Source organism: Arsenicibacter rosenii (genome assembly GCF_001870735.1).
In the GTDB taxonomy this organism is placed as follows: domain Bacteria; phylum Bacteroidota; class Bacteroidia; order Cytophagales; family Spirosomataceae; genus Arsenicibacter; species Arsenicibacter rosenii.
In genome coordinates, this window is record NZ_MORL01000010.1 from 33,377 (window position 1) to 52,923 (window position 19,547).

16 protein-coding genes are annotated in these 19,547 nt (G+C 51.4%); 6 read left to right on the forward strand and 10 right to left on the reverse strand.

The window, feature by feature from the left end; genetic code table 11:
* Positions 1-37: 37 nt before the first annotated feature.
* Both BLX24_RS18185 and BLX24_RS18190 read left to right on the forward strand, forming a co-directional pair.
* Positions 38-1,144, forward strand: coding sequence for a hypothetical protein (locus BLX24_RS18185; protein WP_071504707.1), 1,107 nt, complete (start codon positions 38-40; stop codon positions 1,142-1,144).
* A gap of 116 nt (positions 1,145-1,260) precedes the next feature.
* Positions 1,261-2,721 (forward strand): M48 family metalloprotease, encoded by a 1,461-nt coding sequence (locus BLX24_RS18190; protein ID WP_071504618.1) that lies wholly within the window; start codon positions 1,261-1,263, stop codon positions 2,719-2,721.
* A 64-nt stretch (positions 2,722-2,785) separates the two neighbouring features.
* On the opposite strand, the gene BLX24_RS18195 is transcribed toward BLX24_RS18190, so the two are convergent.
* The 5 genes from BLX24_RS18195 to BLX24_RS18215 form a co-directional block, all read right to left on the reverse strand.
* Positions 2,786-5,866: an efflux RND transporter permease subunit gene (locus BLX24_RS18195; protein ID WP_071504619.1), complete on the reverse strand. Its 3,081-nt coding sequence runs from the start codon at positions 5,864-5,866 to the stop codon at positions 2,786-2,788.
* Positions 5,867-5,959: 93 nt separating this feature from the next.
* Positions 5,960-6,373, reverse strand: a complete 414-nt coding sequence (locus BLX24_RS18200) for a four helix bundle protein (protein WP_071504708.1) — start codon at positions 6,371-6,373, stop codon at positions 5,960-5,962.
* A 32-nt stretch (positions 6,374-6,405) separates the two neighbouring features.
* A complete protein-coding gene (locus tag BLX24_RS18205) occupies positions 6,406-7,458 on the reverse strand; it encodes an efflux RND transporter periplasmic adaptor subunit (RefSeq protein ID WP_071504620.1) in 1,053 nt (350 codons plus the stop codon).
* An 87-nt stretch (positions 7,459-7,545) separates the two neighbouring features.
* Positions 7,546-8,931, reverse strand: a complete 1,386-nt coding sequence (locus BLX24_RS18210; protein ID WP_071504621.1) for a TolC family protein — start codon at positions 8,929-8,931, stop codon at positions 7,546-7,548.
* Between the two features lie 48 nt (positions 8,932-8,979).
* Positions 8,980-9,591 (reverse strand): TetR/AcrR family transcriptional regulator, encoded by a 612-nt coding sequence (locus BLX24_RS18215; RefSeq protein WP_071504622.1) that lies wholly within the window; start codon positions 9,589-9,591, stop codon positions 8,980-8,982.
* Between the two features lie 186 nt (positions 9,592-9,777).
* On the opposite strand from BLX24_RS18215, the gene BLX24_RS18220 reads away from it, so the two are divergent.
* The 4 genes from BLX24_RS18220 (at position 9,778) to BLX24_RS18235 (ending at position 13,325) form a co-directional block, all read left to right on the forward strand.
* Positions 9,778-10,401 carry a thioredoxin family protein gene (locus tag BLX24_RS18220; protein ID WP_071504623.1) on the forward strand — a complete coding sequence of 208 codons (624 nt, stop codon included), beginning with the start codon at positions 9,778-9,780 and terminating at the stop codon, positions 10,399-10,401.
* Between the two features lie 68 nt (positions 10,402-10,469).
* The gene (locus tag BLX24_RS18225) at positions 10,470-10,988 is read left to right on the forward strand and encodes a sll1863 family stress response protein (protein ID WP_071504624.1); all 519 of its coding nucleotides are present in this window, start codon (positions 10,470-10,472) and stop codon (positions 10,986-10,988) included.
* A 244-nt stretch (positions 10,989-11,232) separates the two neighbouring features.
* The gene (locus tag BLX24_RS18230; RefSeq protein ID WP_071504625.1) at positions 11,233-12,816 is read left to right on the forward strand and encodes an aldehyde dehydrogenase (NADP(+)); all 1,584 of its coding nucleotides are present in this window, start codon (positions 11,233-11,235) and stop codon (positions 12,814-12,816) included.
* An 11-nt stretch (positions 12,817-12,827) separates the two neighbouring features.
* Positions 12,828-13,325, forward strand: coding sequence for a GNAT family N-acetyltransferase (locus BLX24_RS18235; RefSeq protein WP_177225866.1), 498 nt, complete (start codon positions 12,828-12,830; stop codon positions 13,323-13,325).
* Between the two features lie 69 nt (positions 13,326-13,394).
* Here BLX24_RS18235 and BLX24_RS18240 read toward each other — a convergent pair whose 3' ends face one another.
* The 5 genes from BLX24_RS18240 to BLX24_RS18260 all read right to left on the reverse strand — a co-directional run bounded on the left by BLX24_RS18240 (position 13,395) and on the right by BLX24_RS18260 (position 19,474).
* A complete protein-coding gene (locus BLX24_RS18240; protein ID WP_071504626.1) occupies positions 13,395-14,600 on the reverse strand; it encodes a DUF1501 domain-containing protein in 1,206 nt (401 codons plus the stop codon).
* 124 nt (positions 14,601-14,724) lie between these two features.
* Entirely contained in the window at positions 14,725-16,164 is a 1,440-nt protein-coding gene (locus tag BLX24_RS18245) for a DUF1800 domain-containing protein (RefSeq protein WP_310590791.1), read from the reverse strand.
* 117 nt (positions 16,165-16,281) lie between these two features.
* Complete coding sequence (locus BLX24_RS18250; RefSeq protein WP_071504628.1) at positions 16,282-17,769, reverse strand: helix-turn-helix domain-containing protein; 1,488 nt, start codon at positions 17,767-17,769, stop codon at positions 16,282-16,284.
* 153 nt (positions 17,770-17,922) lie between these two features.
* A complete protein-coding gene (locus BLX24_RS18255; RefSeq protein ID WP_071504629.1) occupies positions 17,923-18,717 on the reverse strand; it encodes a hypothetical protein in 795 nt (264 codons plus the stop codon).
* A complete protein-coding gene (locus BLX24_RS18260; protein WP_071504630.1) occupies positions 18,695-19,474 on the reverse strand; it encodes a ParA family protein in 780 nt (259 codons plus the stop codon). The genes BLX24_RS18255 and BLX24_RS18260 overlap by 23 nt, the downstream gene beginning before the upstream one ends.
* Positions 19,475-19,547: the final 73 nt, after the last annotated feature.

Below are 19,547 nucleotides of genomic sequence, written 5' to 3' on the forward strand. Positions count from 1 at the left end.
TTTTATCACTTTGGCAAAGTTCCTGATTGTGTGGTTTATGAAGTTAGTTATCTTTTTAATAGTCAGTTTATTAGCTTCGGTATTTGGCTCGCTGGTGTTGGCTCAGACTCCCTTTACGGTTACGTGGGGATTTGACGGAAATACCGGAGCCGTATCATCCAGCCCAAACGTTCAGGGCAGTGGCGCCAATCTGACCGGCGTCAATTTGTCCGGCATTTCGCCCTATGCGCCCGGGCAGTCGGGGCAGGCCGGTAATATTCAGAACTGGTCGGTATCTACCTGTAATTACAGTGAGTTTGTCCAGATAACACTTCAGCCGCTTAACGGCGAAAAAATGACCCTGACAGGTCTCTCATTCTTCTTCAACCGCTCAAATGCGGGCCCGCAGGAGGTGTATGTGCGGTCAGGCGCCGACGGATTTTCCGGTGACATTGGTGCTTTTGCCGTAACAGACAGCTATCAGCAGGCCAATATCGGATTGTCTTATGCGAATGTAGCCGGCTCTATCAGCTTCCGGATTTATGCCTGCAAACTGATTTCGCAGGGCGGGACCCTGCGGCTGGATAACATCGTGGTGAGCGGTACCGTGACGCAGACGCCCACACCGGTATCGTTGCTTTATTTCAGGGCGCAACCGGAGCAAAACGGGGTGCAAACCGAATGGGCGACGATACAGGAAGATAAGGCCAGTCACTTTGTGGTGCAGCGTAGCCGGGATGGGCGGGCATACGAACGCATCCATGAACAACCGGCCACCGGAGGGACACAAATCCGTCAGCAGTATACTTTTCGGGATAAACAGCCGCTGGAAGGGACGAGCTATTATCAGTTACTGCAATTAGACAGTGATGGCCGGGAGCTGGCAATGAAGCCGGTTCCGGTAACTGTTAAAACGAATCGGCCTTTAGCGGTTGTGGCACCTAACCCGGCTAGCCCGACAGGTATTGGCATGGTATTACAGCAGGCAATCCGGCCGGAAGTTAGTGTCTTGACTACCAACGGCCGGCCTGTTACCGGGCAATGGCGGCAAACGGGCATGCAGACCGGGCAATGGATTCCGGACCAGCCGCTGAGTCCGGGACTGTATTGGCTGGTCTTGATTGAAGAAGGTACTAAACAGGTGATTGCGGTTTTAGTAAAGTGATCAGGGACCACTTACAGAAACTTTCGTCCGGAAGGTCTTCAGTAGAATCAAGGATTAAAACCAGTCTTACTTTTGATTGGTTATAACCCACTACAAACAATACACATTACTGAGAGATGGTTTCAATACGTTCGCTTCTATTCATCACACTGATTGGCTTAACGGCCTGTTCCCGGAATCCGGTTACCGGAAAACGGGAGGTCGTTTTTATGTCGAAAGAGCAGGAAATTGCCCTTGGGCAGCAGTCGCACCCGTCTGTGGTGTCAACAATGGGGCTATACGACGATAAAAAGCTACAGGATTTTATTAATCAGAAAGGCAAAGCGATGGCGCAGATTTCGCACCGCCCCGACTTGCCTTACCAGTTCTACATTGTGGATTCGCCGGTGGTGAATGCCTTTGCGGTACCCGGTGGTTATGTCTATTTCACACGGGGCATCATGGCGCATTTCAATAACGAAGCTGAATTCGCGGGGGTGTTAGGACACGAAATCGGGCACATTACGGCGCGGCATTCGGCCCGGCAACAAAGCACCCAGCTGTTTGGCACGGCCGGTCTGATTCTGGGGTCCGTGTTGCTGGACAAAACAGGGCAGCTCACCGAAGCCGCTGCTCAGGGGCTTCAACTGGCTTTGCTGGGTTACAGCCGTTCCCACGAAACGGAGTCTGACGGCATTGGCGTTGAATATTCGAGTAAGATTGGTTATGATGCACACCAGATGGCTAACTTTTTCGGAACGATCAAACGGATTCAGGATAATTCAGGACAGGCCATTCCGCAGTTTCAGTCGACGCACCCTGATCCGGGTAACCGCCTGACGCGTGTGAATGAACTGGCAACGGATTATCAGCGCAAAAATCCGGGCAATTACCAGGCAAACCGCGACAGCTATCTCCGCATGATTGACGGAATTGTGTTTGGTGAAGACCCGAAGCAGGGCTTTGTCGAAAATAACCAGTTTTATCATCCTGAGCTGCGGTTTCAGTTTCCGGTTCCGGCGGGTTGGACACACCAGAACTCGCCGGCTCAGTTTCAGATGGGTCCCAAAGACGGACAGTCTGCCATGATTCTGATGCTGGCCAATGGTAAATCGCTGGAAGAGGCGGCGCAAAATCTGGTTAAAGAGCTTGGGCTGACTGTACAGGAAAATACACGGACGACCATAAACGGCAATCCGGCGCTGGTACTGATCTCGCAACAGCAGGCCCCACAGCAGCAAACCGGACAGCAGCCGCAAGACCCTAAAACGCGCCTGCAGATCGGTACGTGGCTGATTCAATACAACAATGCCGTTTATGCCCTGCACGGATTGGCACAGGCCGCAAACTTCAGTAACCGCTATGATGCGTTCCGGCAGGTTGCCGGTGGTTTTAAGGCGTTAAGCGATCCGGACAAAATCAACCGTCAGCCCGAACGGGTGCGTATCAAAGCCGCCCCGCGCGCCGGTACGTTCAGGGAAGTAATGACCGCATTAGGCATGCCTGCCACCCGAATGGAGGAGCTCGGTACGCTGAATAGCATGAAAGCCGATGATCCCGTACAGCGGGGGATGCTGGTTAAAACTGTAAGCCGGTAACCGCCGTCATCCGCATACAAAAAACGCCGCTGGCATACAGTCAGCGGCGTTTTTTGTCGGTTAATCAGGCCATTTCCGGTTGTTCAATGGCTACCGGAGGCTGTTTTTTAACGGTTATGCCGGGCGGTAAGATCTTATACAACACCGGCGTCACGATCCGCGACAGTAAGGTTGATGAAATCAGGCCGCCGATCAATACCCAGGCAAGCGGCGAATAAAGCGGATTGCCCTCAATCGCCAGCGGGATAAGTCCGCCAATTGCCGTCAGCGACGTCAGAACGATCGGTACGAAACGGATTTCACCTGCCTCCTGAATCGCATCCAGCAGCGACATTCCCTCTTCGCGGAGCTGATTGGTAAAATCAACGAGCAGGATGGAGTTTTTCACTTCAATGCCAATCAGGGCAATCAGGCCGATGACTGCGACAAACGAGAACGGGTTTCCGGTCAAGTACAGCGCCAGCACTGCACCGATAATGCCTAGCGGAATCACGGAAAGTACGATCAGTGTACTTTTGAAGGTGCCGAATTCAAGAATCAGCACCGCAATGAACCCGAAGATGGTAATCAGAATGATGGTACCCAAGCCGCCGAACGATTTTTCGCGGCTTTCCAGCTCGCCCGCCGCTTTGTAGCTGAAGCCTTTCGGGAATTTCAGCCCATTCAGTTTCCGTAATACATCATTAAACACATCATCGACCAGGTATCCTGTTTTTACAAAGCCGGTGATAGTCACATAACGGTCTTTATCGTAATGGCGGATCTGGTTAGTACCGCTTTCAAACTCAAGGTCGGCAATCTGGCGCAATGGCACGGCACTGCCGGTCATGGTATTTACATAGAGGTTGTTGAGCACCGCCTGATCCGTGATTTTACCCTTAGGCATCGTCACATTGATGGTGTAGTCATCACCGTTTGGCTCTTTAAAGGTCCCGACGTTCAGCCCGGCAACGGCCAGACGGATCGTCCGGTTGACATCGGCGATCGAAATACCCAGCAGCCCGGCTTTTTCCTTGTTGATCCGTACCCGCAGGTCAGTTTTCTGATTAGCCAGCGGATTGTTTACATAAATCAGGCCCGGTGTTTTTTTGAATTCAGCTTCGACACGTGCCGCCATGATCTTGAGGGAGTCAAGGTTTTCGCCAAATACCCGGACTGCCACGGGGGCTTCCTGATCAGGACCTTGTTCGAAGTCTTTAACCTCAATTTTGGCGTTAGGGTAGTATTTAAACGCTTCCCGCAGCTCATCGATCAGTGCCCGTTTTTCGGCTGGTTCCATGTCCTGAAGCTGTACGAAAAACTGCGCATAGTTGGTCGATTCGTTCCGCTGAATCACGTTGTAATAAATCCGTGGCTGACCTTTACCAACGTTTGTCGTAACGTATTTAACGCTCGACACCTGTTTCAGCCTCCCTTCCACATAGCGCGCAATCCGGTCGGTTTCGCTCAGGCTGGTTCCTTCCGGCGTTTCAATGTTAATCAGGAACTGAGGTTTTTCGGAGGCCGGGAAAAGCGCAAAACCAACGGTTTTAAACATCGATACCGCACCGGCAAAGATGGCGAAGGCAACCGTCAGCGTGATCGCCGGATGGCGTAAGCCCCAATGCAGTAACCGGCTATACGAGCCGCTGATCAGTTTTTTCAGCGCCCGCAGGAAGATGTTGCCATCCGGGTTGTGCGATTCTTTCAGGATACGGCTCGACAGGAAAGGCACAATCGTCAGCGAAACCAGCAACGACGCCAGAATGGTGGTGACGACGGCCGTTGGCAGGGACCGGATGAAATCACCCGATGCCTCGGGCAGGAACATCAGGGGTAAAAAGGCCAGAATCAGCGTTACGGTACAGCCAATAACTGCCAGTGTGATCTGTTTGGTTGCACGGATGGCCGCTTCTCGCTTCGAAAAGCCTTCGCGCAGGTAACGTTCAATGTTTTCGACCACCACAATCGAGTCATCGACCAGAATGCCGAGGGCTACAATCAGGCCGACAATACTCAGCTGGTTGATACTGAAACCCAGAAAATCCAGTCCGGCCAGGCCAATGGCCAGTGAAAGCGGGATCGAAATCATCACCACAACCGCTGCCCGGAACCCGAGCGGCAAGAGGGTCAGGGAAACGAGCAGGATGGCAATGCCGAAGTCTTTGGCAAAACGGCTGAGTCGTTTGTTAACACTGGCCGACTGATCAAAGTTTTTGACCAGCGTGATGTGGGGAGGCAGCGTCTTTGCAAAGGCATCAATTACCGGATTGACTTGTTCGCCTACTTTGGCAATATTTTCTCCCATTTTCTGACCGGCCGTTACCAGTACCGCGCGGTGGCCATTCAGCCGGGTGATGTGGGTTTCTTCCGCGTAGTTAAAATCAACATCGGCAACATCGCGCAGGTAGATGATTTTCTGTCCGTTGGTGGCGACAATGGTGTTCCGGATTTCGTTCAGCGACTGGTAATCACCCGATGTTTTTACGTTGAATTTGCGGGTGCCCGCCTGTAGGCTACCGCCCGGAATGTTCAGGTTTTCGGCCTGTAATGCCCCCAGTACGCGGTTGACAGGGATGCCGTTCTGGGCCATTTTCTCGACGTTCAGGGATACTCTGACTACGCTGGCGGGGTAGCCCCAGTCTTCGGCGTTTTTCAGGCTTTTGATCTTCTCAAAGCGCTTTTTAAGCTCCTCTCCATAGTCACCCAGCTCTTTCGACGATGCTACTTCCGACAGCAGCGCAACCTGGACAATATTCACATCAGTCGGTGAAAACTTCTTGATGTCGATGCGGAAAATATCCGATGGGAGCTCGCCCTTGAGCGCGTTGACTTCGCGCACAATTTCCTGGTATTTTTCATCCGGATCAACGCCGTAGTCGTACTCGATCCGGAACACAGCCAGCCCGTCGTCGACGTTGGTAATGACGTGGTTCATGTCGTCGAGGGCATTAAAACGGGCTTCGCCGGGATCAACGACCAGCTTTTCCATGTCCATGGCATCCGTACCCGGATAGATCACCGCTACGGCAAAGCTCGGGGCCACAAATTCGGGGTCTTCGCCCCGTGGCATATTCAGCAGGGAGTTGATGCCCAGGGCCAGTACGGCCACAAACAGCACCAGCATAAACTGCCAGTTTTTGACGGAAAATTCAGACAAGTTCATAATCTAATGGGAATGGATAATGAAAAATGGATAATGAATAATAGGGGCATAGCGCCGTAAACCGTCTTATTCACATTCATTTTGCATTATTCATCATTTTGAATTTTCTCGTGTTGTCTTTGAAATCGCGTTTAACAAGCGTATAATTTCGTCGTTGTCCTTTCGGAGAGAAGAAAACATGTCGTCATCAATGTATTCGGTTGCGTGTAACAGGCGCAGCCAATATCTCGTCTCCCGCGATTCTTTGAGCGATATACCTACTTTAGCTGCAAATTCTCGTTTAGAAAAGGCACTGTCTGCTTCTTCCAGATTAGCTCCGATGGACGTCCCGCTTCTAAGAATCTGTTTAGCCAGCGGCGCTATTTCACCATGATTTTTGTAAAGCCAGCGATAAAACTTCACAATCCGTACTGCAAAATCAAATGACCGATCCAGAACAATGTTTTGTTTTGGCTGGTATCCGGAACCCGGCTCTTCTGCCCAGAAACTCCCTGTTATTTCTTCCATACCATTGTCCATTTTACATTATTCATTTTCCATTATTTAACCTGGACCGTTGAGTTTTCAGTAAGGTACGCCGAGCCTGCCGTAACCACTTCGCTGCCTGCCGATAAGCCATTTGTCAGCAATACGTTGGCTCCGTCGATAAAGCCGATCTGAACCGGCTGTTTCTGAACGTGTTTGCGGTCGGCCGTCAGGGTAAACACAAATCCTTCCTTACCATTCCCTTCAACAATGCTTTCAACCGGTACTACGCTGTAACTGCGGCTTTGCCCCGGCTGAAGAGTAACCTTGGCAAACAAGCCGGGCGCTAGTTTTACACCGGCCGGCTGAAGCCGTACTTCCACCTCATACAGCTTATTCATCGGGTCGGCGGCCTGCGCCAGTTCCTGAACGGTGCCCGTAAACGTTTGGTTGGGGTAGGCGTCCAGCGTAATGGTAGCACGATTACCGATTTTGAGCCGTGCCCAGTCCTTATCCGAGACGCCGACCCGGACTACCCAGCCGTTTTGCCGGTTACCGGAAATCATAAACACGGGGGATCCCGGACCGGCCAGCTCGCCTTCATTCATCAGCTTCCGGGTTACGGTTCCGTCGATGGTTGACCGGATCTGGGCAAAGTTCTGGTTAAACCGGGCAATCGTCAGATTCTGCCGGGCAACGTTGCTGCCCGTAGTGGCATTCTGCATCTGTTCGAGGGTGGCGGCCGTATCGGCATACATGGCTTTTACGCGGTTCAGATCGCGCTCCGATTTATCGACGCTGAGTTGTGCCTGGGCTACCTGCGCGTTGATTTCGGTCAGGTCGAGTGTGGCCAGTAACTGCCCTTTGCGCACAAACTGCCCTTCGTCGACGTAAAGCTTGCTGATAATGCCGCCGATTTTAAACGATAACCGGGCTTCTTCGGCTGAGGATACCAGCCCTGAAGCCACAACCGGTTCAGACCGGAACACGGTTTCGGCCTTCGTTAACCGTACGGGTATGACCGTTTCTTCAGTGGCCGATGAGGTTGGTTTTTCATCGGCTTTGGTACTGCAAGCCCAGAGGAAAACCGCCGGTAGTATGGCTACTAAGTAATGCGTGGTTTTCATATAATCAGAAAAATGAGAGTGATAGATAGTACGTTGCCTGGTGTCAACGCATAGTGCATTAGTGATATACTGTTCAGAGCATGAGGACTATTCCGCCAGAATGCGGCTCAACGTAGCGCGTTTTACAAGCAGATCATACATCGCCAGCGATTGCTGAATCTGGGCGGTCAGATGATCATTCTGAGCTTTAAGCAGTTCGATCAGCAGCGCTTGTCCGTTGCGGTACCGGCTGTCGATCACTTTAAGGGTCTGGCTGGTGGCGGTAACCCCCTGACGTGTAGCCTGCAGGCTTTCCTGAGCCGCATCAATGTCGGCATCGGCCTGAATTACCTGCAACCGGATCTGTTGCTGCACTTCGTTCAGCTTCGTCTGAAGAGCATCTACCTGAATTTTGGCCTGCTGAATTTTTGACCGCTTTTCATAGCCTTTAAACAAATCCCAGCTCAGCCCGAGCTGGGCAATCCCATAGGCCTGATTGCGGAACGTGTAGCCGTAGCCCTGAAAGCCGGTATAGCCACCAATATATACTGACGGAATTCTGGCATTAGCCTCATTGAGCTTGACGGCATTCTGAGCCGCCCGGATAGAACTTTGCAGCTGTGTCAGTTCCTGCCGGCGGGTAATGGCCGCTTCCTGCAGCCCGGGTAGGGTTTCGGTCGCTTGTGTTGGAGCCTGTTCTAAGAGCGTACTGTCAACGGTAATAGCGGCCTGCAGGTCTTTATTGAGCAGAAAATTAAAATATGCCTGTGCGGTGGTCCGGTTTTTTACGGCATTGGCCAGCTGCTGTTCAAGTTTGCTGACCTCATATTCTGACGATGTCACGGCATCTTTGGTCGCTACGTTATTGCCGACAAGTTTCTGGTTCAGCCGAGTCAGTTCGCGTAGCAGATTGCGGGAGTTGGTAAAAATGCGGATGGCATCGAGCGTTTGCAGATACTGGTAATAGGCCGTAGTAATGGTATACCGCAGTTCGTTGACAACAACGCGCTTGCGAGCCTCCTGTGCGCTCAGTAAATCTTTTTGAATGAGGTAGTTGTACTGAATGTCGGTGTTGTAGATGGCATACTGCACATTAACCCGTGTATCGTGGAAATTGGTAGGCGCGAGGAGCTCATCTACGTTAGCCAGATTGGTCGGAAAGCGTTCCGCGCCCGTCAGTTGGTTGAGGGTTTTGTAGACCGGATTCAGCATATCGCCCACCGGGAACTGCAGTCGCCGGCCACCGGCTGCCAGTGAATAGGTCGGGTTAAAGGTAAACCGTGGGTAGAACAGGGCTTTCGCCTGAGTCAATGATTCGGTTACCCGCTTGATTTCGAGACTTTCCTGGCGGAGTGCCAGGTTGTTTTGTAAACCTTCCTGTACATACGCTTCCAGAACAGGAGAAGGCTTGGGTTGCGCAAAAGTACTACAAGACAACAAAGCCAGGGCCAGTATATATCCGGTTTTACGCGAATGCCTGATTAAGAGATGCATAATCGTAGGTCATTTAGTGAACAGTGTTTAGTGAAAACATAAAAAAATTTACAACCCTCTTTTTATTGTTTCGCAAAAGAGGTTAAAGGCCTCAGTCATCAGTTCCTGACGGCGCTCTTCGTCGAACATCATCATGCGTTTACGCAGAAACAGCGCGGTATAGCCATGAATAGCACTCCAGATCATCATGGAAGCTACTTCGGCATCCTGGTGTTTAAAGACACCGGTATCAATACAATGTTGTACAACCTGAACCAGGGCTTGAAACGCATTTTTTCCTTCATCCCATTCATCGTCACGGCATGCTTCCATAGGCGCAGCCATGATAAACATCAGGTCGAACAACTCAGGGTTATCCACAGCAAACCGGATATACCGGCGGCCCATTTCAACCAGCTGCTCGAAAGGATCGCTGATTGCTGAGACCGGAGCAAACTCCTGCAGCATCAAGCCGAAACCTTTCTGATGCACGGCATACAACAGCTCGTTTTTGTCTTTAAAATAGAGATAAATCGTGGCCGGACTATATTCAATCGCATCGGCGATATTACGGATACTCACTTTTTCATAGCCGTTTTCCAGAAACAGCTTTTGGGCTGCATCCAGAATCCGTTGACGCATTTCTTCTTTTTCCCGCTCCTTGCGCTCCGTTATTCCCATGGGTATATTGTTAACGTGACAAAAGTAACTGAACAGTGTTTAGTAAACAAACAGTGTGCGATAAAACGGAATAAAAAAAGGATGAATGGTTATTTTTTGGCGACAAAGAGTATTATTATTGATGGCAAGCCATTAATCTTTCAGGCAACAACGTTATCTAAGTAATAAAACAAATACGCTACTGAAATGGAAAGAAAACGGGGTCAGCTGGTTATGTGGGCAGTAATGCTATCTGTGCTGACTTTGGTTGGTGCACGGGCGCAATCGCCCGGAACGTACGGGATTGGGGATGTGATAAAGGACTTCAGGCTGAAAAACGTAGATGATCGCCAGGTTTCCCTACAGGACTATCGGACACAGAAAGGCGTAATTGTCGTGTTTACCTCCAATCACTGCCCGTTTGCGAAAAGTTACGAAGACCGGATTCAGTCGGTGAACCAGCGATATGGCGGACAAGGCTATCCGGTGGTGGCCATTCAATCGAATGATCCTGCCGCTTACGAAGATGATTCATTCGATAACATGAAGGCCCGCTCCCGCGAGCGTAGTTATTCATTCCCGTACCTGTTTGATGAGACGCAGCAGGTCGCCCGTTTGTTTGGTGTGACAAAAACGCCACAAGTATATGTACTAAAACAAACAGGCGGACAGTTTACCTTACAATATACCGGTGCGATTGACGACAATCCACAGGATGCAAACAGTGTGCGGGTACGCTATCTGGAAGATGCTCTGACAAGCCTGATTGCCGGAAAAGCCGTTATTAATCCGGTAACCCGGCCCATTGGCTGTGCGATCAAATGGAAATAAACCGGATGGCTTTGGCATGACGTTTGTTTTTTTACGGTTGTCAAACTAAAACAAACTACACAAACGTTATGAAATCTATCCAGGTTTTAGCAAAACAACTCCGTTACTTTCTGGCCGCAGGTCTGGTGTTTACGTCATTAACCATGCTGCCATCTTGTAGCTCAGACAACAAAAAAGAGTCGCGTACTGAAGATGCACTGGAAAATACGGGCGATGCTATCGAAGCTGATACCAAAGAGGCTACCGAAGATGCCCGTGAAGATATGAAAGAAGCCGGCGACAAGGTAGAAGCCAAAGCCGACGAAGCCGCTGCTGATTTCCGCGAAGAGCGTGATAAGGCGGTTGCAAACATGAAAGAGCAACAGCAGAAGCTGGATACCCGGATTGATGAATTGCAGGCCAAAATCAAGCGTGAAGGCCGTGAAGCCAAAGCCGATGCCCGTGAAGAACTGGATAAGCTGAAGCAGGAACGTGATGAACTGAAAGTAGACATGAAGAACGCACAGGACGCAACAGCTGATGCCTGGCAGGAAATCAAAAAAGGTTTCAAACGGGCTGGTGACCGTCTGGACAACGATAAAAATTAAGGATACATACACCTGATGTTAAAAACGCCAACTGTAGATAGTTGGCGTTTTTTTGTGGAAAGATATCTACAAGGAGGAAAGTGAACGTTACGGGTAGCAGGACCACTTGCTCGTTTTTATGATCACTTTTTGACAGAAATTTATACGATTTTGTCGAGTCATTTCTTCTGCCGGCAAGAGCCGCCTGCTTACGCGCTGTTTTTACTAACTTGCTTACCGAAAGCCATTATTTTAACGCACAGCAATGTCTTCTTCCTTAACTGGTCATCAATTCCTGGGTGCTGTTCGGAGCGCCGCCAATACGGAAATTTTTCAGGGTATAAATCCGGCGACCGGTGAGTCGTTGCCGGGTGATTTTCACGAAGCGACCGAAGCCGAAGTCGCAGCCGCCTGCGCACAGGCGGTTGATGCCTTCCAGGTATACCGGCAAACAACCGGTGAACAACGGGCACTGTTCCTTGAGCGGATTGCGGCCGAGATAGAGAATCTGGGTGATGCTCTGCCTGAGCGTGCCCACGCGGAAACAGCCCTGCCAATGGCTCGCCTGACCGGTGAACGTGGCCGTACTACGGGTCAGCTGCGGTTGTTTGCGCAGTATGTCCGCGAAGGGTCGTGGGTCGATGCCCGCATTGACACTGCACTGCCGGACCGTCAGCCGTTGCCCCGGCCGGATCTGCGGCAGATGCTTCGTCCGCTGGGGCCGGTGGGTATTTTCGGCGCCAGTAACTTCCCGCTGGCCTTTTCGGTAGCAGGGGGCGATACAGCCTCCGCACTGGCAGCGGGCTGTCCGGTGGTGGTAAAAGCACACCCTGCCCATCCGGGCACCTCAGAGCTGGTTGGCCTGGCCATCAGCCGTGCGGTAGAAGCCTGTGGCTTACCGGCGGGTACTTTTTCGATGGTGCAGGGACGGACAGTCGCTGTCGGGATGGCCATCGTACAGAACCCCGGCATCAAAGCCATTGGGTTTACCGGCTCTCTGCGTGGGGGCAAGGCAATTTTCGACGCCGCGAATCAACGGCCGGAGCCCATTCCGGTATATGCCGAAATGGGCAGTACCAACCCTGTTTTCTTCCTGCCCGGAATCGTCGCGCAAAAAGGTACGGCACTGGCACAGGCGTATGTGTCTTCTGTCACGCTGGGTGTGGGCCAGTTTTGTACTAATCCCGGATTGGTCCTCCTGCAACAGTCAGAAACGGCCAGTGCTTTTGTAGAGCAGGCACGTACGGCCGTTGAGCAGGCTGCACCGGCGGCCATGCTGACAAAAGGAATTCAGGAAGCCTATACACGGGGGCTCTCTCACCTGAAAACAATTGATGGGGTGACCGTAGTAGGCGAGGGGCAGGCCACCGACGGATTTGCCCTGGGAACGCCGGCTTTGCTGACGGCCTCGGCCGACAATTTTCTGAAAACGGCAGATCTGGCCGAAGAGGTTTTCGGGCCAAGCAGTGTCATCATTCAGGCCGATACGCGTGAGCAGCTACTGGAGGCTGCCCGTTCGCTGGAGGGCCACCTGACGGCAACTGTCCACGGCACCGACGAAGAACTGGTCGCCTATGCAGACCTGCTGGCCATTCTGGAGCAGAAAGTCGGCCGGCTTATCATCAACAGCTTCCCGACAGGGGTTGAGGTAAGCCATGCGATGCAGCACGGTGGCCCGTATCCGGCAACAACCGATAGCCGCAGTACGTCGGTCGGCACAAATGCCATCCGGCGGTTTGCGCGGCCGGTTTGCTATCAGGGCTTCCCGCAGGCACTGCTGCCTGCTGAACTCAAAGACGGCAATCCCCTTGGCATCTGGCGCCTGGTCGACGGAAAAATAAGCCAATAAATAAACGGGCTATGATAACCATCGTAACTGCATCAACTGCCGATATTGCCGCTATCCGGCGGATTGCTCATCAGACATGGCCGGAGACGTTCGGTGCTATCCTGTCTGCGGAGCAGATTGCCTATATGCTCGACTGGATGTATGCATCGCAAGCCCTGGAAGCACAGATGACAACGGGGGGGCACCAGTTTTTTCTGGCGATGGACGGTGAAGAGCCTGTGGGCTTCGTTTCGTGCCAGCCTGATTACAAGGATACCCCCACCATTAAGGTGCACAAGCTCTACATCCTGCCTGATCAGCAGGGCAAGGGTGTCGGGCGTTTGTTGCTGGAAAAGGTAGCCGGGGTGGCAAAAAAGCAAGGCAATACGACGCTATCGCTGAATGTAAACCGCTACAACAAAGCGGTGGCATTTTATGAAAAAACCGGCTTTAGCGTAGCCGGTCAGGAGAATATCGATATTGGAAACGGTTTCCTGATGGAGGACTATATCATGGAAAAGCCACTCTAAGCGGAAAGCGAGGGGCAAAGAGCGTAAGCCGTAGTGGCACGACTAGTCGTGCCACTACGGCTTAAAGACTTACACAAACTGTAAGGTATCAAACTTTTTACCGAGAATGGCAACATCGTCGGTTTTGAGCCAGTTGCGGAGCAGCGTTGCGTAAATGCTGCGGAAATCAACACTGTATTTCAGATCGCCTTCGTCGAGATTAGTCAGGTTGGGGGCTTCATTGAAAACCTTGCCGGGTGTCAGATTGCCGCCGAACAGGAACACATTATTAGCCGTCCCGTGGTCGGTTCCGTTGCTGGCGTTCTGCTTCACCCGCCGGCCAAACTCCGAAAACGTCATTAATAACACATCATTTACCAGCCCCGCCTGCTTTATGTCGCGCATAAATGCATTGGCCGCTTCGGCGTACTGACTCAATAACCGTTCCTGCTGATTGACCTGATTGATATGGGTATCGAAGCCGCCGATAGAGATATAATAGACACTGGTTGATACGCCTGCCTGAATCAGTTCCGAAACGGTTTTCAGCCGGTTACCTAACTCACTGCCAGGGTAGGTCATCTGAGAGGCTTTAACCCGCTTTGCCTTATCGTAAACATAATCGGCAGATGAGACCGTTTCGGCCAGGGTTTTATACAGATAGGCCACGTTTTCATGCTGACCCTCCGGTTTGTTTTCCGAAAGACTATGGACAAGTCCGCTGCGGGTCTGATTATACAGTTTCTTAGGATCAAGCATCGCCAGGCCGTTGATGTCGGCGCCTTTCATCGCCAGACTGAGTGTATCGTCAACCTCGATGGCTCTGTGCGGCTCGCAGGTTTTGCCAGAACAGTTGGCATCGAGATAACGGCCTACCCAGCCCGTTTGTACATATTTATCGGAGTCACTGGCAGTATGCCAGATATCCATCGACCGGAAATGTGACCGGTCCGGATTAGGGTATCCCACATTGTTGATGATGGTCAGCAAACCGTCGTCATACAACCCTCTAACGGGCTCCAGCGCGGGATTAAAGCCTACTTCATCATTGAGCCGCAGCACCTTATCGGCTTTAATAGCGATGCCCGGCCGTTCGCGGTAATAGATATCGTTGCGATAGGGTACAACCGTATTCAGACCGTCGTTACCGCCCGACAGCTGCACAATCACCAGTATTTTATGAGCAGGCGCTCCGGAGCCAAGGTGGCTTGTTTCATAGGCCTTCAGAAAATGGGGAATCATCATGGTTCCCGCCGTGGCCAGCGCCGATTTATTGAGAAATTTGCGACGTTTCATATGTTTTAAAGAGTGAAAGAGCGAAAGAGATAAAGAGCGGCCCGACGCAGCGCATAAAGAGCAGTTAGACAAAGTGAGTGTAGAACGTTCACTCTTTCACTCTTTATCTCTTTCGGTCTTTGGTTTACGAAAGCTGGTATTCGGGTAAACTCATCAGAGCGGCTGTTAATGTACGGATGCGCTCGCTGTGCGTTTGTCCGGGCTTAAGGGTTTTTGCCAGCAGCTGTTGCTGAACCGGTTGCAAAGGATAAGGCAACAGGTAGGTTGCCAGCGTCTCCGGCAGTTCCTCATCGTTCACCCGCTGGAACGGTTTTTCGAATTCGTCCCAGTTGATGGTGGTCGTAAACTGATTTTTACCCCGTTTCGCCAGCAGTTCGGCGTTGACATCGGCTTCGTCTTTCGAGCGGATGTTTACTTCCGCTGCTTTCAGAACATAGTCAGGCAGTTTCATGCGGAAAAGCAGGCTCGACGAGTCGATCCAGTTTTTGCCGCCGGGCCAGCCCGCTACATTTGGCGGATAGAACAGGGTCTGCCCCAGGGTCCGTTGCACGAAGACCTGCGGCTGGGGCTGGTCAAACTGAACGCCCAGAGTGCGGCGCATACCGGCCAGCAGTTCTACCGGCGACTTGATATGGGCACCCACATTAGCCGGCTCATAAAACCAGTCGGCTGTGAAAATGCTCTCCATCAGTTGCGTGATGTCGTAGCCAGACCGGTAAAAGGCATCGGCGAGGGTATCAACCCGCTGTTTATCCTCCTGTTCATTAACAAAGTAGCGGTAAAGTTTGCCGGTGATATAACGGGCGGTTTGCTTTTGATTAAGCAGCATCGTCAGTACGTCGTCGCCGGTAAAGGCACCTGTCTTGCCGAAAATCTCTTTTTCACCGGTATCGTGTGCCTGCTGCCGGAACACAAATTCGCCGTCGATATTGGAACTCCAGCCGGTGAAGGCCCGTGCGGCTTCCTTGATGTCGTGTTCGGTATAATTGCCGCGGCCGAGCGTAAAAAGCTCCATGACCTCACGGGCAAAGTTTTCGTTGGGTGCGTTTTTTTTATTTTGCCGGGCATTCAGAAACTGAAGCATCGCCGGGGTTTTCGACACAGCGATCAGTAAATCGCCGAACTTACCAAGTGCATGCTGCCGGATTACGTTGGCATACTGCTGCATAACAAGACCATTGCGGCCCTGTGCGCGGCAGGCAAAATGCCCGTGCCAGAAGAGGGCCATTTTTTCGCGGAGGGCTCCTTTGCCGGAGGCCATCTGGTCGAGCCAGGCGACGTTGAGATCGCGCACAAGCTCTGCGTTCTCCTTGATGCGTGTTTTGAGCGACTCCCTGTCAAGCATGCCGTTTTGCGCCATGTTTTTCAGTTGCTTCTTCGGGCTGTATTCTTCCGGGTCAATGATGGTGAAGGGCGTGTATGACTCGCTCTGTTTAAAGAGCATACGGACCACTTTCCGGACCGGAGACTGGGCGGCATCGGCAATGTCGGCAGGAGTAGCGCCAAAACCTGCCCGTTCGAACAAGTGGCGCATTCGGGCAGTCGCCTGCTTTTCTTTACGCATATGCATGGTTAGTTTATTGGGTCTAAGCCCGTTAGACAGGCATAACGCAAAAACGTTTAACCGGCAGTATAGTAAAGACCTGAATTTTAATAATTACTTCATCTCCGGCGGCAAATCTTATTTTACGCCCATCTGCTGTAAGGTCAATTTTATGGTTTCAATCCGTTCCCGTCTCTGTAATAAAACCGGTTCTGCCTGCCGTTCCTGACAGTCAACGGCGCTGCACCGTTCACAGGATTCGTTGACGTTGCGGTGAATAAGGGCGGGGTCTGCCAGAAACCGGATCCGGGCTCTGGTTACCTCGTTGATCAGGATACCCAGCGAAACGCTGTGGTTAAGATCCTTGATCGGGGTCAGCGGGCGGGCGAAACCGAAAACCAGGTAGGCATTCTGAGAGTCGATATAGTCCGAGATCTGTGCCCGCAGAATAGGCGCCTTATATGCGTTGGCCTGCTGAATTTCGGCCAGCTCAAACAACATCGACAGCGATACCCAGCGGCGGCAATAGTGCTCGTTAGTGATCCCGTGCGGATTATGAAGCCTCGCCAGGTGCATTTCCTTTGTCAGGTTGAATGTCTGGCTGCCCGGCTTGTGTTCAAAGCGCAGGAAAAAAAGCTGATCGACGCCGAAGTACTTTGGCAGAAAATTACTCATGCGGTGAAGCAGTGTCTCCGGTGTTGCCTGTAGTTCGTCGAGCATGCGGTGCAGAAACTGACCGGCCTCTTTCCAGGTAGGTAGTGTCAGCCACTGTTCCAGCAACGGCAGCACGTTGTCTTTGGGCATCAGAATTGCCCCGGCAAAGTAGGACGCCTGGAAGTTATTCAGTACCTGTTCGAATGACGTTACTTCTACCCATGACGACGTAAGCGGTCTTTCCCTGATCTGTAAGCGCAGAAAACCGATTTCCCGTCCCAGCGTAAAGGCCCGTTGGTCGGGGGTAAGGATGCGGTTCAGCAAGAGCTTTTTCTCACCTGGAATCAGTACAGACCGCAGGCTGACCAGATTCGGATAGTCCTGTTCGCCGAAAATCTGAATGGTATACCCATACGTTTGCTCCAGATGAGTCCGAAGAAAGGCTTCGTCCAGTATCTTTTTAGCTTTTACGTCGGTTAAAAACGTTTCTGCGGCGTTTTCGATGTCCTCAAAGTAATTCTCATGGATTTCCTGATAGGTCCTCAGGACGGAGAAATAAAGCTCTTCTACGCCCAGGTTGTAATGACGGCTGATCTCCATCATGGTACTGATGAAGGCACTGAGCTTAACGGGAGCATCTGAAAGCAGTTCAAGCAGGTCGGCCGGCTCAATGCCAAACATACTGAGCGGCAGGTCTTTCAGCAGATTGGAGCGCAGCAGTTCATAAATGGGCTCCATTCGTTTGCTGAGCTGCAGTGAAACCAGGGCATCATACGAAACACCCATGGTTTGCGCTAACGCAATGATTTTTTCTGTTTTTGGATACTTCTTACCCTTTTCGATCTCATTAATGTATGAGACAGACAGGCCGGAAAGGTCAGCCAAATCATACTGCGTTAGTCCTTTATCAATGCGTAATTGCCGGAGTTTGAGGCCAAACAGAATTTTGATGCTGTCGGAGTTTATGTCCATTCAAGTGGGTATTTCTGCTTCAGTGTCAAACTTACGCATTCCGTTTTGCTGCTCCATAACTAGACAGAAATATACGGGGTGAACGCACAAAATCAGTGAGCAGGTTAGAGAAACAGAGGAAAGTAGGGGAGACGTTTCACCCCTACTTTTTTGTTATTTGATCAGGCCGATTGCTTTTGCCTCGTCCAGCGTCAGCCAATCCTTGAAATTGTCGTTAATGACCCATTCCGGCCGGCCGCGGAGTGTACGCCATGCTTCTTCCAGACCACACCGCTTCAGCCAGACTCCGTGAACTTCTACCCGGATGTCATCCGGTTCAGCTTTCGAGATATTTTTCCTGATTTTTTGCATTAAAATCAGGGTGTTTTCCTGTTTAGGTAATACTTCAAGGGAATTTGTTTCAGTAGCAAGATTTTGTTGCGCTACTGACTGAATCATATTCGCCGTAATAGACTTCCCTGTTTGCTGTGATGTCTCATTAACCTGCTGCCATACCTTCAACCGTTCGTCTTTGGGAATTGACGACAGCGCATTGGCATGAGATTCCCGTTCCGGAAGGGGGTACAGAATATCATTGTCGGAAATTTCCGACACGGTAGGTTGCTGCAGGCTGTTAACGACTTCGGCGGCTCCCATCAGCTCGTAGGCACGCTGGCGTTTAATGCCGAACCGGTTGCGGCAGTAGGCCTCAAACGTGCGGTATTTCTCCCGATACAGCTTAGAATGACGGATTTCAATCAGGGCGTTACCAACTGCCATAAAGGTAGCCAGCCCTTCGTCGATAATCCGTTCACAGACGCTCAGCCGTTCCTGTTCGTCGATGCTGAGAGGAGATAGCTCCGTTACATCTTCGGAGTCGAGTGCACCCAGTACCGACATGTTCACGTCGGCAATCGGCTCGCTATGCAGGTCGGTCAGTAAATTATCAAATGACTTGGCTCGTTTCATGCTGGTTGGTGTATTGTAAGAACTCGTCACAAAAATTCATAAGATCCCGGGCGCCCCGCGAATTGGGCGCATAATCAAAAATACTTTGACCGAAGGCTGTGCATTCCATCAGGCTGATATCCTGCCGGATGGATGAATTAAATACCCGTACCGACGGATTGGCCGATAGTTTCTGATAAACGCTCTGACCGAATTTCGTACGGAGATCAAATTTGTTCATCAGAATGCCGGCCAGTTTGATACCCGGATTAATCCGGCGACGCACTTTGGCAGCACATTGCAGAATCTCGTCAAGGCCGATATAGGCGAAGTTTTCACCCTGCATCGGAACAATGAACCAGTCGGTAGCACTCAGCGCACCAAACGTCAGCGCCCCTAAGCTGGGTGGGCAGTCAATAATGACATAATCATACGGCCGGTTTTCCAGCTGTTCACGGAGCAGATAACCACTATCCGGCTCAGCGTTGAGGCGGTGCTCATAACTCAGCAGCATACGGCTGGCTGGGATCAGGTGTACGGTCGGGCCGGTAATCAGGGTTTCTTCCCACGAAGCTTCATCCATCAGCAATTCACCCGCGTGGTGGCGGGGTTGCCGGCAACCGGTGGCGAGCGTTAAATTGCCCTGGGCATCAAGGTCAATCAGCAGGACGCGAAAGCCTTTTTTCTGCAACGCGGCCCCCAGATTAAGCGCTGTAGTTGTTTTTCCGGTTCCGCCTTTGTTGTTTGTTATTGAAATCGTAATCGGTCTCTTAGACATATCGAGGAGTTCTGTACGGAGACAGTATTTTTTCTGCTGAGAACGTTGCTGTAAATTTAACAGCTTTTTAAGC

Bases quoted from the DNA above. Each gene is read 5' to 3' on its own strand.
- BLX24_RS18185 (WP_071504707.1), top strand. From the start codon at position 38: ATGAAGTTAGTTATCTTTTTAATAGTCAGTTTATTAGCTTCGGTATTT.
- BLX24_RS18190 (WP_071504618.1), top strand. From the start codon at position 1,261: ATGGTTTCAATACGTTCGCTTCTATTCATCACACTGATTGGCTTAACG.
- BLX24_RS18195 (WP_071504619.1), bottom strand. From the start codon at position 5,866: ATGAACTTGTCTGAATTTTCCGTCAAAAACTGGCAGTTTATGCTGGTG.
- BLX24_RS18200 (WP_071504708.1), bottom strand. From the start codon at position 6,373: ATGGAAGAAATAACAGGGAGTTTCTGGGCAGAAGAGCCGGGTTCCGGA.
- BLX24_RS18205 (WP_071504620.1), bottom strand. From the start codon at position 7,458: ATGAAAACCACGCATTACTTAGTAGCCATACTACCGGCGGTTTTCCTC.
- BLX24_RS18210 (WP_071504621.1), bottom strand. From the start codon at position 8,931: ATGCATCTCTTAATCAGGCATTCGCGTAAAACCGGATATATACTGGCC.
- BLX24_RS18215 (WP_071504622.1), bottom strand. From the start codon at position 9,591: ATGGGAATAACGGAGCGCAAGGAGCGGGAAAAAGAAGAAATGCGTCAA.
- BLX24_RS18220 (WP_071504623.1), top strand. From the start codon at position 9,778: ATGGAAAGAAAACGGGGTCAGCTGGTTATGTGGGCAGTAATGCTATCT.
- BLX24_RS18225 (WP_071504624.1), top strand. From the start codon at position 10,470: ATGAAATCTATCCAGGTTTTAGCAAAACAACTCCGTTACTTTCTGGCC.
- BLX24_RS18230 (WP_071504625.1), top strand. From the start codon at position 11,233: ATGTCTTCTTCCTTAACTGGTCATCAATTCCTGGGTGCTGTTCGGAGC.
- BLX24_RS18235 (WP_177225866.1), top strand. From the start codon at position 12,828: ATGATAACCATCGTAACTGCATCAACTGCCGATATTGCCGCTATCCGG.
- BLX24_RS18240 (WP_071504626.1), bottom strand. From the start codon at position 14,600: ATGAAACGTCGCAAATTTCTCAATAAATCGGCGCTGGCCACGGCGGGA.
- BLX24_RS18245 (WP_310590791.1), bottom strand. From the start codon at position 16,164: ATGCGTAAAGAAAAGCAGGCGACTGCCCGAATGCGCCACTTGTTCGAA.
- BLX24_RS18250 (WP_071504628.1), bottom strand. From the start codon at position 17,769: ATGGACATAAACTCCGACAGCATCAAAATTCTGTTTGGCCTCAAACTC.
- BLX24_RS18255 (WP_071504629.1), bottom strand. From the start codon at position 18,717: ATGAAACGAGCCAAGTCATTTGATAATTTACTGACCGACCTGCATAGC.
- BLX24_RS18260 (WP_071504630.1), bottom strand. From the start codon at position 19,474: ATGTCTAAGAGACCGATTACGATTTCAATAACAAACAACAAAGGCGGA.